The sequence below is a fragment of the Bacillus thuringiensis genome (genome assembly GCF_001595725.1).
In the GTDB taxonomy this organism is placed as follows: domain Bacteria; phylum Bacillota; class Bacilli; order Bacillales; family Bacillaceae_G; genus Bacillus_A; species Bacillus_A thuringiensis_K.
On sequence record NZ_CP014282.1, the window covers coordinates 411,254 to 425,874 of the forward strand.

Below are 14,621 nucleotides of genomic sequence, written 5' to 3' on the forward strand. Positions count from 1 at the left end.
TTTATTATATTTGAGAGAGGAATTTACATAAATATGAAATTAGCGATTTCTTATAATGAGATGGTAAAAGAATTTTTAGGAAAAGTAGAAGGAAATATTACAATACCTAAAGATGTGCAAGGAAAAGAAATTAGAATGAAAAGAAAAACGGAACTGTTTCTAAATTTGACTCATATTGTAGATTTAATAGGAGCGACTGCAACGTGGTTATATCATATTTCTAAAGAAAAACATATTGTCGTGTTTTATCATGTAAGAGGAAGTTTATTTCCGATTACTATTGAAGTTTCTAATTTTCTTTCCTATGAAAGTTTGAATCTACAGATTGAAGAGCAACTGGAACAAATTAAAGAAATAAATGCGGAAGAAATAGAAGAGTTTCAAAATGGTAAGAAATTATATGAAATGTCACCTATTATTATTGGTGAAACATATTATGAGCTACAAGATGCGAATACATTACAATTTGTATTTAGTAAAAATATGCAAAGTGTAGAAATAATATTTAATAGTGTTAATTGGAAAGAGACAACGATTACTCGTTATGCACAACAAATACAAGGTGTTTTAATTGATAAATCACAAAATGATAATAAACGCATAAAACATTTTAATATTATTACAGAGGCCGAGATGGCACTTTATAGTCAAGTGAATGATACGACAGCGGTATATCCTGAGAAAAGTATCGTCGATATGTTCTATAATACTGTTACTCAATTTCCAAATCGTATAGCTTTATCTTCAAGGGAAGGTACTTTAACTTATGAGGAGTTAAATAAAAAAAGTAATCAAATAGCTCATATGTTAATTAAAAACGGCGTGCGATTAGGAGACTATGTTGGAATATTTATGAAACGTAGCATAGACACAGTAGTAAGTATGGTAGCTATATTAAAAGCTGGTGCAGCGTATGTTCCAATTGATCCAGATTATCCCGAAAGTAGAATACAGTACATTATTCAAGATAGCCAAGCGAAAGTTATATTGATGAAAGAGACGCCTATAACATGTGATGGAGTTCAAACTGTTTCAATTTATGATAGTGAAACTTGTGAAGATATAGATGTAAAGTTGTCTATTCATTGTGATGATGTAGCTTATATGATTTATACATCTGGTTCAACAGGGAATCCAAAGGGAACGATGTTAGCACATAGAGGCGTTGTTAATCTGTATACTTGGATGAAAAAGCAATATGAATTGACAGAAGAGGATGTATTTGCCCAATTTCCTTCCTTTAGTTTCGATGCCTCTGTATGGGAGTCATTTGCTTCTTTATTCTGTGGAGGAAACTTGTATGTATTATTAGAGGAAGAGCGATTGTCTGTAGAAGCATTTGCACATGCAATCTATAAAGTGAAAGCAACTTCGATCTTGGCATTAGCAACAATTTTTGTTCGACAAGTAGCAACGTATTTAGCAGAAGAAGATATATATAAGCTAGCTTCCCTAAAAAGAATTGCGATTGGCGGTGAAATGTTGCCTGTAGAGGTTATTAAATTGTGGAGAGAAAGAATAGGTACAAATGTTGAAATTCATAATGTATACGGACCGACAGAATGTACTGTAGTGACGACAACCTATAAAATACCTAGTCAGTTAAATGAGGATGTTGCGAGTATTCCCATTGGTAAACCATGTGCTAATTATCAAGTTATGATTTTGGATGAGAATATGAATCTTTGTCCAATTGGTGTACCTGGTGAATTATATATAGATTCAGTAGGATTAGCAAAAGGGTATTTTAATAAACCTAATAAAACAATTGAAGCTTTTATTCCGAACCCTTTTAATCCTATAGTTAATATATATAAAACAGGTGATATGGTTAAGTTGCTAGAGGATGGAAATATAGAGTTTTTACATCGGAAAGATGATCAAGTAAAAATTAGAGGACATCGTATTGAACTAGGAGAAATCCAAAGTAAAATTTCTCAAAATCATAATATAAAAGAAAATGCTGTTTTTGCTAAGAAGAGTAAGGAAGGTAGCCAATATTTAATCGCGTTCTATACAACTTTAAATAAAAAAGAAATACCAGAATTAGTTTATCAGTTACAAGAGCAGTTACCAGATTATATGGTGCCATCTAAACTAATTTATATTAATGAATTACCACTTACACCTAATAAAAAGATTGATGTTAAAAAGTTAGCCCAGTTAGAAGAAAAGTATGAACCGCTTCGTCTACAAGAATATGTTGCACCTTCTAATAAAGCAGAGAAGCAAATAGCGAATGCTTGGGCGGAAGTATTAGGAATTTCAAAAATTGGAGTGCATGATGATTTCTTTACAATTGGTGGACACTCATTGAAAGTATTACGAGTATTAACATTGTTAAAAGAAGACTTCTCGCATTTAACAATTCAAGATTTCTTTAAAGAAAGAACGATATATGGATTAGCTCGAATTGAGCGAGAAGTAAAAGTAGAGAAAGAAGAAGTATTTCGGGAATATAAAGTAATTCACGAACCAGATACTATTACGTATGCAAACGTTTTTGAAGAAAAACAGATTTCAAATGTCTTTTTAACAGGAGCTACTGGTTATTTAGGATCACACATATTATATGAATTGCTAAGAGATACATCTGCTACTATTTATTGTTTAGTAAGACCAACCAAAGATGTGCAGCAAAGAATTATAGATACATTAACAGGCTATTTTAATGATATATGTGAAGAATGGTTACAGCGTATACAGGCCGTAGCTGGCGATCTAGGAGAAGAGTATCTTGGGATGAGCGAAGAAGAATTTATGTTCATCAGTTCTAAGATGGATACGATAATTCATTGCGGTGCAGATGTAAGACATTTTGGAGATGTAAAACAATTTGAAAATATAAATGTACAAGGGACTAGCCGTATGCTAGCATTAGCGGAAAAAGGCGCTACATTCCATTTTATTTCTACAATTGGTATCCCGTTAGAATTAGCGGTAGATCAATGGGATACATACATGAAAACTGGTGATTTTAATTACAGTGTAGACTTAGAGAATGTATATTCAAATAGTAAACTACAAGCGGAAAACATTGTTCGTGAAGCAATGAAAAATGGTTTGCGTGGAAATATTTATCGTGCAGGTAATTTAGCATGTCATTCAGAAACAGGTTCGTTCCAACAAAATATTGAAGGAAACGCATTTTATCGTCTTATTAAAACAATGCTATTAATTGGGAAAGCACCAAATGTGAAGTGGAAAGTTGATTTCACACCAATTGATTTTGCTAGTAAATCAATTGTATCGTATTTACAAGATGCGCAAATTGTAGGAGAGACGTTACATATTTGTCATCCACATCAAATTGAGTTTGAACAATTTATACAGCTAATTGGAGAGTGTGGATACAATCTTGAAATGGTTCCACTTTCAGAATATGAAAATGCCGGACTGGAATTAGCAAAGGGAAATGAAGTAATAGCAGAGTTAATTGCTTCTCAAGTTGCAGGAGATGGAGCACAGCAATCTGAAATTGTAATGGGTACGCGTAGAACGAATGAATGGATTAAGAAAAAAGAATTGAAAGTACCAGCAATTAATAAAGAATTTATACAGCAGTTATTAGCTTATGGTGAAAAAGTTGGATATTTTCCAAAAATAATGAAATGATTATGCATGCTTTTGTTTGTTCAATAAAATAAATCATGCTACAATGAAAACGAATTAAGGACCGGGGAGCCAATTGGCTGAGAGGATGTAAGTAAACATCGACCCTCAACCTGATCTGGATAATGCCAGCGTAGGGAGTTACTTAAAGTGATGTAGCATATGTTATTCTATAATAACTTGCATACAAGGCTTTCCTACGCAGTAGGAAAGCCTTTTCTTATTTTTGAAATTTAATTTTATAAGGGGGATTTTATTATGTCACAACAAGTTACAATGTCATTTTCAGTAGTACCACAAGCGAAAACGAAAGATGTATATTCTGTTGTCGATAAAGCAATTGAAGTTGTGCAACAATCGGGAGTTCGTTATGAAGTAGGGGCAATGGAAACAACTTTGGAAGGAGAATTAGATGTACTTCTTGATGTCGTTAAACGTGCACAACAAGCTTGCGTCGATGCTGGAGCAGAAGAAGTGATTACTTCTATTAAAATCCATTATCGTCCAAGCACTGGTGTAACGATAGATGAAAAGGTTTGGAAGTACCGTGATGAATATGCAAAACCAGAAGCAATCTAAACTTATTACAACTATTTGGCTTATCCTTCTCATTGCGATATGGGAAGGATCTGTTTCATTATTTAAAATCGAACCGTGGATTTTACCAAAGCCTTCTGCCATTGTTCAAGAATTAATTGGGATGAAAGATTTACTATTACCAAATACGATGCAAACACTGCAGGAAGTTATAATTGGACTATTCTTTGCAATTTTATTGGGGACGAGCATCGCAATTATTATGGACGTTATACCGTTATTTCGTATTTTAATAAATCCATTGCTCGTTATTTCGCAAACAATTCCAATTGTTGTACTTGCACCGCTATTTATTATTTGGTTTGGATATGGGATGTTGCCGAAAGTAATGGTCGTAATACTCGTTTGTTTCTTCCCAATTGCGCTTAGTATTTTAGAAGGTTTTCAAACAGTAGATAAAAATATGCTGAAACTGTTACAAACAATGAAGGCGACGAAATGGCAAGTTTACCAGAAAGTAAAATTTCCAGCAGTGCTCCCATACTTTTTCTCAGGTTTAAAAATTGCAGTTACATATAGCGTAATGGGGGCAATTATCGGAGAATGGCTCGGTGCAAGTGAAGGATTAGGCGTTATGCTTACGAGGGCTACAAAATCCTTTTTGACTGCCCGAGTATTTGGTGTTGCAGCAATCATCGTTATGGTGACATTGTGCCTGTATTTTATCGTAGAGTTTATGGCAAGAATAACAGCACCATGGATATATAGAAAGGACGGCAGAAAATGAAAAAAGGTTTGAAAGTTATGTTAGCTGCCTTAGTAGCGGTAGGCGTGGCTGGATGTAATCCGGCGAAGAAAGAAGAAAGTAAAAGTAAAGATCAAAAAGTAAAAGTAGTATTAGATTGGTTTCCAAATACGAATCATACTGGCTTATATGTAGCACAAACGAAAGATTATTACAAAAAGCAAGGATTAGATGTAGAAATTATTCAACCGGGTGACAATGTAACAGCAGAGCAAATGATAGCATCAGGAAAAGCTGACTTCGCAATAAGCGCACAAGAAAATGTAACGTTGGCTCGTGTGGAAGGGATTCCTGTTGTATCTGTCGGAGCGATTATTCAGCATAACACTTCAGCATTTGCATCACTTAAGAAAGATAATATGACGTCACCGAAAGATTTTGAAGGTAAACGTTACGGCGGCTGGGGAGGACCAGCAGAAGAAGCGACATTAAAGACGATTATGGATAAGCATCAAGCTGATTTTAATAAAGTTGAAAAAATCATCTTAGGACAAACCGATTTCTTTAAATCAATCGGCCGTGATGCAGACTTTGAATGGATTTATTACGGATGGGATGGAATTGAAGCGAAGCGCCAAGGAAAAGAGTTAAATACGATTATGGTAAAAGACTTAGACCCAGCGCTTGATTTCTATAGTCCTGTTATTATTACGAGTGAAAAACATACGAAGCAAGATAAAGACTTTGTGAAAAAGTTTATGAGTGCAACAACAGAAGGTTATAATTTTGCAATTAAGGAACCGAAAGAAGCTGCTGATATTTTAATTAAAGCTGTTCCAGATGTAAATAAAGATTTAGTTCAAGAAAGCCAAAAATGGTTAAGTACGAAGTATCAAGATGATGCTAAAGCATGGGGAGTACAGAAGGAAGAAATTTGGACGAATTACATGAATTTCTTATATGACAACAAAGTTATTAAAAAGAAAATCGATGTAAAAGATGCTTTTACAAATGAATTCCTTCCAAGTGAAAAATGAGCGGATTACAAATAAAAAATATAGTGAAATCTTTCGATGGAAAGAATGTACTAGAGAAGATTAGTGCCTCTATACAAGAGGGAGAGTTTGTCTCCTTTGTAGGCCCGAGTGGTTGCGGGAAAAGCACATTATTAAACATGATTGCAAATGTTGAAAAACCAACAAGCGGGAACGTAACGTATAACGATAAGCAAGTACAAGAGCAAGATGTTGTTAGTTATATGCCACAACAAGATTTATTACTACCGTGGCGATCAGCTTTGCAAAATATCGTTCTTCCGTTAGAAATTGAAGGAAAGCCGAAAAAACAAAGACTGACAGAAGGAATGGAAGCATTAAAGCAGTTCGAACTAGATGAATATGCAGACCATTATCCAGATGAATTGTCTGGTGGTATGCGTCAAAGAATTAGTTTTCTGCGCACCTATTTATGTGAAAAGCCAATTATGCTGCTTGATGAGCCTTTTGGAAAGTTAGATGCATTTACAAAAATGGAAGTACATAGCTGGCTTTTAAACTCTTGGCATCAAGAGAAGCAAACAATCGTTATGGTGACACATGACTTAGATGAGGCAATCTTGCTGTCTGACCGTGTATTTATTTTATCTCAAAGACCAGCGTCAATAGTTGGCGAGGTACAAGTGAAATTACCTAGGCCGAGAACGATGGATATGTTAACATCACTCGAATTAAAAAAGGATAAAGAAGAGATTTTAAGTGTGTTAGCTCCTTATATGAAAAAATAGAAAAAGCTGATGTTTTAATTTTAGACGAACCGACTAATCATTTGGATGTAGAAACTAAGATGGCTTTACAGGAAGCGTTACAACAATACAAAGGAACGGTTTTAATTGTCTCACATGAACCTTCTTTCTATGAATCGTGGATAACAAAAGTATGGAATATAGAAGATTGGAATGCTGAACAATATGAATAAAGAAAAGGCATTAGCTTTTATGGGCTAATGCCTTTTCTTTGTGATTAACATGATTTTCGAGAACTCTTACATGAGAATTGTATGAAGAAGCACTCTTATGGTGCGCTTATAAGCGTGCTTTTTCTTTTGTTATATTTATAATAATACGAAAGCCTTTCCCTAACAGGTGACTATCTTTCTTTATATATATATAGATAGTTCAAAATGGAATAAAAATAATTCCTATATGTAAAGGATAATATGGATATTATAGGAAGACAATAGAAATTAAAGGGAATTCATTTAAAATTCAAATGAACTTCATATAAACTTCATATAGAAACTAAATATAATTATAATAGTTTATTTTATTTTTTGATTTTTCATAAAATTAAAAGTTTGAATTTAGGATGTATTGCTCAAACCTAAATTCAAACTTTAGTGAAAGAATTAATGGATATTACGTCTAGTTTTCGCTAATTACGGCATTTAAAAGTTCGGCAGGATTACCCGTTCCTGCACCGCCAATTGTAATAGATCCACTAGGAGGAATTTCGCCATTCCATCCTGCGTTCGTAATTACATAATGGTTATTTGTTTTACTACTAATTTTAGAATCCCAAACTTGTGTTAAATTGCCGCTATAATCAAATTCTAATTTCCAATTTTTAATAGGAGTCGTTCCATTATTTTTGATTATAATCGAGAAGTTATAACCGCTGCCCCAATTCGAAGTGACTGAAAATGTAGCAGTGCCATTTCCATCAGGAGGTGTCGTATTAGCTTCATCCGTTTTGACAGTAAGAGCGGTAGGTTGTGATTTATTTCCAGCAGCATCTTTGGCAATTACTGAAAATGTGTATTCTGTATTAGGTTTTAAGTTTTTAATTGTAATGCTATTTGTTGTTGTACTCCATTTCTCTTCTCCAGCAGTAATTTCATATTCCGTAACTCCTACGTTATCAGTAGATGCAGTCCAGTTTAATTGAACTGAATTTGAATTTTTATTCGTAACTACAATGTTTTTAACATTCGTTGGTGGCTCAGTATCTTTTTGACTAATAGGTCCACCAAGTAATTCTTTTACTAGCGTATCAAGTAATTTTGGACCACTGCAACTATATTTTGGACTTGTACGGCAATCTCCGCTTAGTTCCCAAAACATTGCTCCACTTAAACCTTTCGTCTTTATATAGTCTGTTTTGTATTTCATAGATTCATTGTCATCGTAGCTAATAAATGTGCCTGTAGTTGCATTATATAAATAAGGTACTTTAGCTGTGTCATTCCAGTAGCGTACAAAACCATTTTTATTAACGTAATTGGCTGCTAAATCACCGTAATCATACACACCCGTGTCACCGGTAGAATAATCATCCCAAGTACCTTTAGAAGCAAGTTTCCCATCACTACCTGGTTTGCAAGGTTGATATTGTCCGTTATTTTCCTTGCCACAACTTTTCCAGCCACGTCCGTAAAAGGGTACGCCTAATACTAGTTTATCGACTGGAACACCTTCATTTGTATAAACATTTATAGCACCATCTACGTAAAAATTCGTATTTGCTGCTGGGTCATTTGGATCCTTATATAGAGCTGCATTATGATTAGAAGTAGCTTCCCATCCGCCGTGGAAATCATATGTCATAATATTAATCCAATCGAGTATTTGAGAAATTTTCTTTAGCTCTGTATGATCAGCGTAGCGTTGGCTTGCGCCTGAAGCGATTGTTAGTAAATATTGTTTGCCATCTTCAGCACCTGCTTTATTCAAAGCATTTCGGACGTCTTGAAGAAGGAGAGTGAAATTTTGTTTATCTTCAGGACGATAACTACCACCAGGAATCGTTTCAACGCCCGGATATTCCCAGTCTAAATCTACGCCATCAAACCCATATGCGCGAAGAAAAGCTACTGTAGAGTCAGCAAATACTTTTCTTGTTTTTTCATCAGCGGCCATATCAGAAAAGCGGTTAGACCAAGTCCAGCCACCAACGGAAATAATTGTTTTTAAGTGAGGATATTTAGCTTTTAATCGTTTTAGTTCACCGAAATTTCCGCAACGGGCATATTTATCGCAATCTTCCCAAGTTGTCCCTGAGCCAGGATACGATTTGGTAACATCAGCCCATGGTTCCCCGAGTACGAGAGTACCATTAGGAACCTCTTTATTTTGCAATGGTACACCAGATTCTTTACAGTTCCACGTTTGTTTATTTGGATTATCAGGATGAGTAGAAGGGTTTCCATGTTTTCCATTCCAACAAATATCCGCGAAAGCATAGTTAAGGTGAGTAAGTTTTGATGCATCAATGTCAGCAACTTGATAATTACGTCCGTAAACCCCCCACGAAGGAAAGTACCCAACAATTTTTTGACTTTGCTTTGGTGAATCTGCTAATGCGAGATTTGGAGTAATAAAATTTGTGAGAAAAAGAGGTAAGAAAAGTAGTATGGATAGTAATAGCAGTGTGAATTTTTGAGACCTCATAGCCATTTCTCCTTTCAAAATAAAAGATATATTTAAAGGCATACGCCAATAAATCAAAATGAATCTAGACGTGTGAAACGTCTAGATAAAATGATCAGACATCACGAAGTCTATACAAGGGAGCTGGGGGTGATTAAATCGTAACAAATGTAAGATTTAGTGTAAACGCTTTATTAAGTTGAAAAAGACTTTCTCAATACAAAAAGGCTTGAATACAAACTATATATGAAAACGAAAAATCGGTATGGGAGGAAAAAGCTCATTATAAATAAATTTGAGAAAAAATTGTATAGAGCCAATTATTAAAGACGTAGAAAGATAAGGAAATATCATGTAAAATAATAGTAAAAATATGTAAAGGAGGGAATAGTGTGGATGTGTTTTTGAACATTGCTGAAGAAAAAATTCGACAAGCAATACGGAATGGTGATCTTGATTATCTTCCGGGAAAAGGAAAACCACTACAATTAGAAGATCTTTCAATGGTACCTCCAGAACTTAGAATGAGTTATAAAATTTTAAAAAATGCGGGAATGATTCCACCAGAAATGGAACTACAAAAAGATATATTAAAAATAGAGGATCTAATTGCTTGCTGTTATGATGAAGAAGAGAGAAAGAAATTACGAGAAGAGTTAACAGCAAAAACTCTGCGTTTTCAGCAGGCAATGGAAAAGAGAAAGATTAAAGATAGTTCAGCTTTTCGTATGTATTAAGACAAAGTATTTCGTAAATTACGCTGAGAGGGATAAGATGAATACATTTAAAACGATAGAAGAATTAGCGACCTATATCAAAGAACAACAATTGGTACTTCTGTTTATTAAAACGGAAAATTGTGGTGTTTGTGATGTTATGCTAAGAAAAGTAAATTGCGTATTAGAGAATTATGATTACGTAGAGAAAATAGAGATATTACTACAAGATATGCAAGAGATTGCGGGGCGATATGGAGTATTTACAGGGCCAACAATTTTATTATTTCATAATGGAAAAGAAATTCTTCGTGAATCACGCTTCATTTCACTTGAAAATCTAGAAAGAACCATTCAATTATTCGAGGAATAAGGGAGGCTTTTATATGGAATTTATTATTGTCATACTATTATTTGTTGTAGTTGGAATAATCGTAACAGCAGTTCGATCGAACAAAAAGAAGGTAAATCTTACAAAACAAAATAACATTCATAATTCATCTAACAGCTCATCACCATTATTTTTCTTTGCTGGATCTGATAATGATAGCTCGCATGATGGCGGCTCACATGATTGTGGAGGGTCTTTTGGGGGAGATAGCGGAGGAAGCTGCGGTGGCGGTGGTGATTGATGAAAATGCGCCTTATATAGGCGTATTTCTTTTTAAACAAACGTTTGATTAGTCGGCTTACATATGCATAAACACAGTTAAACAAACGTTTGATTAATATTTTTAACATACTAAGGGGAATGGAAATGAAAAGGGAACCGAAAGTGAAAAATAAGGGGAAAGTAGTGTTATTTTTATTAGCTGCGGGAGGCGTATTTCTTGTTAAATTAGCATTTAAATTTGGAACCATACATATGATTCGAACTTGGTTTGAAAGTACGTTTTCTTAAATAAGGAATATAGCCTCTTGCGATAGAGGTTTTTGATTTGTTATTATTAGACTGAACGGTCGGTTTAAAGAGGTGTGAATATGAGAAGAAGCGCAGAAGAGATAAAGAAAGAAATTGCATATAAAGCAGAAAGTCTATTTTCACAGAAGGGCTACGCAGCTACATCTATGGAAGAGATTTGTGAAATTACAGAGCGAAGTAAAGGAAGTATTTATTATCACTTTAAAAGTAAAGAAGAATTATTTTTATTTGTAGTGAAACAGCATACGTATGATTGGATTGAAAAATGGAATGAAAAAGAGAAGTTGTATAGCACTAGTACTGAAAAACTATATGGTCTCGCGGAATATCATGTAGAGGACATACAGCAACCAATTTCAAATGCAATAGAGGAATTCTCTATGAGCCAAGTTGTAAGTAAAGAGATTCTGGATGAACTGTTAGCTTTAACTAGAGAATCATATGTTATGTTTGAGAAATTAATTGAAGTAGGTATACAGTCTGGAGAGTTCCGTGAAGATAATACTCGTGATCTTATGTATATTGTGAACGGATTATTATCAGGACTTGGAGTGCTTTACTACGAATTAGATTATAAAGAGCTGAAACGTATTTATAAAAAGGCAATAGATGTATTGTTAAAAGGAATGGCAGCTGAATAATAGGTCAGTTGCTTTTCTTACAAAATAAATTAGACCGAACGGTCGGTTTGTGAAAGGGGAATGAAAATGAACGCTTTATTTAAAAACCGAGCATTTATGCTCGTTATGGCGTCTGATATTTTACAACAATTTGCAATTTGGATCAGAAATATGGCTCTTTTGTATTTTATAATGGAGCGAACGAATAATGATCCAGTTTCTGTTTCGTTGTTATCAGTTATGGAATATGCACCTATTTTTATTTTCTCGTTTATCGGTGGTGCGCTAGCTGATCGCTGGAATCCGAAAAGAACAATGGTCGCTGGAGATGTATTAAGTGTACTGTCTATTATAGGAATTGTCTTGTTGTTAAAAATGGATTATTGGCAGGCTATATTTTTTGCAACACTCATTTCCGCGATTGTAGGTCAGTTTTCTCAGCCCTCATCTTCGCGTATATTTAAGCGCTATGTAAAAGAAGAAGAGGTAGCAAATGCGATTGCATTTAACCAAACATTACAGTCATTATTTCTGATTTTTGGACCAGTGGTAGGATCGCTTGTGTATACACAACTTGGTTTATTTACGTCACTATATAGCTTAATCATTTTATTTTTGTTATCTGCTATCGCCCTTTCATTCTTACCAAAATGGGTTGAAAAAGAGCAAGTGGCGAGAGATTCATTAAAAAATGATATAAAAGAAGGTTGGAAGTATGTTCTTCATACGAAAAATTTACGTATGATTACGATCACTTTCACCATTATAGGCTTAGCTGTTGGATTAACAACTCCATTAGAGGTATTTCTTGTAATAGAGCGCCTTGGAATGGAAAAGGAAGCAGTTCAATATTTAGCTGCAGCTGATGGAATAGGTATGTTAATTGGTGGTATTGTTGCTGCAATTTTCGCTTCAAAAGTGAATCCGAAAAAGATGTTTGTATTCGGTATGGGCATATTAGCAATGTCATTTTTAGTAGAAGGGCTATCTACATCATTTTGGATTACTAGTTTCATGAGGTTTGGAACAGGTATTTGTTTAGCTTGTGTTAATATTGTTGTCGGTACGCTTATGATTCAACTTGTACCAGAAAATATGGTTGGAAGAGTAAATGGGACGATTTTACCACTGTTTATGGGGGCAATGCTAATTGGAACTTCACTAGCTGGAGGATTAAAGGAACTAACTTCACTAGTTACTGTGTTTTGTATAGCAATGGCACTTATTTTATTAGCGATAGGGCCAGTTCTACGTATGCAAATAAAAAAAGAAGATGTTGCTAATAAAGAGGCACTAACAAATTCGTTAGCTTCGAAATAACTATTGTAAGGGAGCAATATTGCTCCCTTTTTCTTTGAGGAACTTTTGACAACTATATGAGCCAATTATATACTGATGTTGTAAAAACGATTTTACAGGTTAGGAGCAATGGTGTGAAAAATCAAATCTATGAATTACGCACTGAAAATAATATTTCACAAGGCGCATTAGCTGATAAATGTAAGGTTTCTAGACAAACGATAAATGCAATTGAGAATAATAAATATGATCCAAGTTTAGCGTTAGCATTCCGTTTAGCTGAAGTATTAGGAACAACTGTTGATAAATTATTTTTGTACAAGCAGTAGAGTCGTTCATTATAAGGCGCACCTTTAAAAATAAAAAAGATTCTCTTCTTATGAGAAGAGGATCTTTTCTTATAGCGTTTTAGTCTTTTGACTAGGTGGTGTAACGGATGTGTTATTTTCTGGAACTCTAGTTAGTAAGAATCCTCCTATAATAAACAGAACAATAATACTAAGAACACCAGCGTTTGTTTTTCCTGTTAATTGCGTTGTAACACCGACTAATACCGGACCCATAATTGCGGCAAACTTCCCAAATATATTATAAAATCCGAAGAATTCATTAGCAGATTCTTTTGGTACTAGTTTTGCAAAGTATGAACGACTTAGTGCTTGAATACCACCTTGAGATGTAGCAACTAACATTGCTAAAATCCAAAAATCAAGTGTCGTTTTTAAGAAATAAGCATATATGCAAATGATGATATAAATAATGATACCGACATATAGCATTTTTTTACCTGTGAATGTTGCTGATAATTTTCCGTATAATAAAGCAAATGGACAAGCGACAATTTGTGTTACAAATAATATGATTAATAGATTAGTTGCACTAATACCGAGATCGGTTCCGTAAGCGGTAGACATAGTAATAATTGTATCGACTCCGTCAATATAGAAAAAGTAAGCGATTAGAAACATAAATACAGTTTTATATTCTTTAATATTTTTAAAAGTAGCAGCAAGGCGTTTGAAGCTCATTGTAATTGGTCTAGGGTGACGTTCAATATAGTGCGTTTGCTCTACGTTTTTTAGCATTGGAATTGTAAATAACCCCCACCAAAGAGCTGTTATCGCAAATGAAATTTGACTAGCAATACCAACAGATAAAGGGATAGTTCCTTTTTGAGAAAGAATAATAAGAGCGATACAACCGATAAAAGGAATTGTACTCCCGATATAACCTAATGCAAATCCTCTTGTAGAAATTCGGTCCATTCTATCTTCAGAAGTGACATCTACTAAAAATGCATCATAAAAAATGTTTGCTCCAGCAAAACCGACTAAGGCGAGCATATAGCATCCTAATAATAAGTACCACTGAGATGTTGGAACGACTGCTAACATACTTGTAAATACGATACCGAGTCCAAAGAAGAATGTGAAAAATCGTTTTTTAAATCCTTTATAATCAGCAACTGTGCCGAGAATAGGAGCAAGTATAGAAATTAAAAGTGTTGCGAACGAGTTTGCATATCCCCAATATGCTGTTGAAGTTGCCCCGGATAGTCCAGCTTCTTTTGCAGCTGCTTTAAAGTAAATTGGAAATAATGCAGTTGTAATGACGAGCGAATATACCGAGTTCGCCCAATCGTATAATATCCAGCTTTTTTCTTGTCTGGACATTTTTTTCATATAATGTTCCCCCTTAAATTTGTGTTACTAACAGTGTACAAAAATAAAAATTATAAAAAGAGAAG

Annotated in this window: 14 protein-coding genes, 1 pseudogene and 1 riboswitch; of the genes and pseudogenes, 13 read left to right on the forward strand and 2 right to left on the reverse strand. The window is 34.3% G+C overall.

Features of this window, described 5'->3' with window-relative positions; genetic code table 11:
• The first annotated feature begins 33 nt into the window (after positions 1-33).
• The 6 genes and pseudogenes from AXW78_RS02105 to AXW78_RS31480 form a co-directional block, all read left to right on the forward strand.
• A complete protein-coding gene (locus AXW78_RS02105) occupies positions 34-3,615 on the forward strand; it encodes a non-ribosomal peptide synthetase family protein (RefSeq protein WP_061883738.1) in 3,582 nt (1,193 codons plus the stop codon).
• 52 nt (positions 3,616-3,667) lie between these two features.
• Positions 3,668-3,769, forward strand: a riboswitch (TPP riboswitch).
• A gap of 101 nt (positions 3,770-3,870) precedes the next feature.
• Entirely contained in the window at positions 3,871-4,191 is a 321-nt protein-coding gene (locus AXW78_RS02110) for an MTH1187 family thiamine-binding protein (protein ID WP_000082906.1), read from the forward strand.
• Positions 4,163-4,936 (forward strand): ABC transporter permease, encoded by a 774-nt coding sequence (locus tag AXW78_RS02115; RefSeq protein WP_001057166.1) that lies wholly within the window; start codon positions 4,163-4,165, stop codon positions 4,934-4,936. Before AXW78_RS02110 ends, AXW78_RS02115 begins: the two co-directional genes overlap by 29 nt.
• Complete coding sequence (locus AXW78_RS02120; protein ID WP_000715577.1) at positions 4,933-5,931, forward strand: ABC transporter substrate-binding protein; 999 nt, start codon at positions 4,933-4,935, stop codon at positions 5,929-5,931. The genes AXW78_RS02115 and AXW78_RS02120 overlap by 4 nt, the downstream gene beginning before the upstream one ends.
• On the forward strand, positions 5,928-6,677 hold the full coding sequence (locus AXW78_RS02125; protein WP_000016076.1) for an ABC transporter ATP-binding protein: 750 nt from the start codon (positions 5,928-5,930) through the stop codon (positions 6,675-6,677). Before AXW78_RS02120 ends, AXW78_RS02125 begins: the two co-directional genes overlap by 4 nt.
• Positions 6,674-6,868 (forward strand): annotated as a pseudogene (locus AXW78_RS31480) (ABC transporter ATP-binding protein); the annotation flags it as partial. The gene AXW78_RS02125 and the pseudogene AXW78_RS31480, both read left to right, overlap by 4 nt.
• Before the next feature lie 445 nt (positions 6,869-7,313).
• On the opposite strand, the gene AXW78_RS02130 reads toward AXW78_RS31480, so the two are convergent.
• Positions 7,314-9,338, reverse strand: coding sequence for a glycosyl hydrolase family 18 protein (locus tag AXW78_RS02130; protein ID WP_001257470.1), 2,025 nt, complete (start codon positions 9,336-9,338; stop codon positions 7,314-7,316).
• A gap of 371 nt (positions 9,339-9,709) precedes the next feature.
• Here AXW78_RS02130 and AXW78_RS02135 point away from each other — a divergent pair, with 371 nt between their 5' ends.
• The 7 genes from AXW78_RS02135 to AXW78_RS02165 all read left to right on the forward strand — a co-directional run bounded on the left by AXW78_RS02135 (position 9,710) and on the right by AXW78_RS02165 (position 13,203).
• Positions 9,710-10,054, forward strand: a complete 345-nt coding sequence (locus AXW78_RS02135; RefSeq protein ID WP_000382373.1) for a DnaJ family domain-containing protein — start codon at positions 9,710-9,712, stop codon at positions 10,052-10,054.
• 37 nt (positions 10,055-10,091) lie between these two features.
• Positions 10,092-10,406, forward strand: a complete 315-nt coding sequence (locus AXW78_RS02140) for a thioredoxin family protein (RefSeq protein ID WP_001091339.1) — start codon at positions 10,092-10,094, stop codon at positions 10,404-10,406.
• 13 nt (positions 10,407-10,419) lie between these two features.
• Positions 10,420-10,665 carry a hypothetical protein gene (locus tag AXW78_RS02145; protein ID WP_000394364.1) on the forward strand — a complete coding sequence of 82 codons (246 nt, stop codon included), beginning with the start codon at positions 10,420-10,422 and terminating at the stop codon, positions 10,663-10,665.
• Between the two features lie 125 nt (positions 10,666-10,790).
• Entirely contained in the window at positions 10,791-10,934 is a 144-nt protein-coding gene (locus tag AXW78_RS02150; protein WP_000817981.1) for a hypothetical protein, read from the forward strand.
• A gap of 80 nt (positions 10,935-11,014) precedes the next feature.
• Entirely contained in the window at positions 11,015-11,596 is a 582-nt protein-coding gene (locus tag AXW78_RS02155; RefSeq protein ID WP_001254434.1) for a TetR/AcrR family transcriptional regulator, read from the forward strand.
• A 66-nt stretch (positions 11,597-11,662) separates the two neighbouring features.
• Positions 11,663-12,895 (forward strand): MFS transporter, encoded by a 1,233-nt coding sequence (locus AXW78_RS02160; RefSeq protein WP_000992571.1) that lies wholly within the window; start codon positions 11,663-11,665, stop codon positions 12,893-12,895.
• Positions 12,896-12,951: 56 nt separating this feature from the next.
• Positions 12,952-13,203 (forward strand): helix-turn-helix transcriptional regulator, encoded by a 252-nt coding sequence (locus tag AXW78_RS02165; RefSeq protein WP_002023181.1) that lies wholly within the window; start codon positions 12,952-12,954, stop codon positions 13,201-13,203.
• Between the two features lie 69 nt (positions 13,204-13,272).
• On the opposite strand, the gene AXW78_RS02170 is transcribed toward AXW78_RS02165, so the two are convergent.
• Positions 13,273-14,556: an MFS transporter gene (locus tag AXW78_RS02170; protein WP_000738827.1), complete on the reverse strand. Its 1,284-nt coding sequence runs from the start codon at positions 14,554-14,556 to the stop codon at positions 13,273-13,275.
• Positions 14,557-14,621 lie beyond the last annotated feature (65 nt).

Bases quoted from the DNA above. Each gene is read 5' to 3' on its own strand.
- AXW78_RS02105 (WP_061883738.1), top strand. From the start codon at position 34: ATGAAATTAGCGATTTCTTATAATGAGATGGTAAAAGAATTTTTAGGA.
- AXW78_RS02110 (WP_000082906.1), top strand. From the start codon at position 3,871: ATGTCACAACAAGTTACAATGTCATTTTCAGTAGTACCACAAGCGAAA.
- AXW78_RS02115 (WP_001057166.1), top strand. From the start codon at position 4,163: ATGAATATGCAAAACCAGAAGCAATCTAAACTTATTACAACTATTTGG.
- AXW78_RS02120 (WP_000715577.1), top strand. From the start codon at position 4,933: ATGAAAAAAGGTTTGAAAGTTATGTTAGCTGCCTTAGTAGCGGTAGGC.
- AXW78_RS02125 (WP_000016076.1), top strand. From the start codon at position 5,928: ATGAGCGGATTACAAATAAAAAATATAGTGAAATCTTTCGATGGAAAG.
- AXW78_RS02130 (WP_001257470.1), bottom strand. From the start codon at position 9,338: ATGAGGTCTCAAAAATTCACACTGCTATTACTATCCATACTACTTTTC.
- AXW78_RS02140 (WP_001091339.1), top strand. From the start codon at position 10,092: ATGAATACATTTAAAACGATAGAAGAATTAGCGACCTATATCAAAGAA.
- AXW78_RS02145 (WP_000394364.1), top strand. From the start codon at position 10,420: ATGGAATTTATTATTGTCATACTATTATTTGTTGTAGTTGGAATAATC.
- AXW78_RS02150 (WP_000817981.1), top strand. From the start codon at position 10,791: ATGAAAAGGGAACCGAAAGTGAAAAATAAGGGGAAAGTAGTGTTATTT.
- AXW78_RS02155 (WP_001254434.1), top strand. From the start codon at position 11,015: ATGAGAAGAAGCGCAGAAGAGATAAAGAAAGAAATTGCATATAAAGCA.
- AXW78_RS02160 (WP_000992571.1), top strand. From the start codon at position 11,663: ATGAACGCTTTATTTAAAAACCGAGCATTTATGCTCGTTATGGCGTCT.
- AXW78_RS02165 (WP_002023181.1), top strand. From the start codon at position 12,952: ATGAGCCAATTATATACTGATGTTGTAAAAACGATTTTACAGGTTAGG.
- AXW78_RS02170 (WP_000738827.1), bottom strand. From the start codon at position 14,556: ATGAAAAAAATGTCCAGACAAGAAAAAAGCTGGATATTATACGATTGG.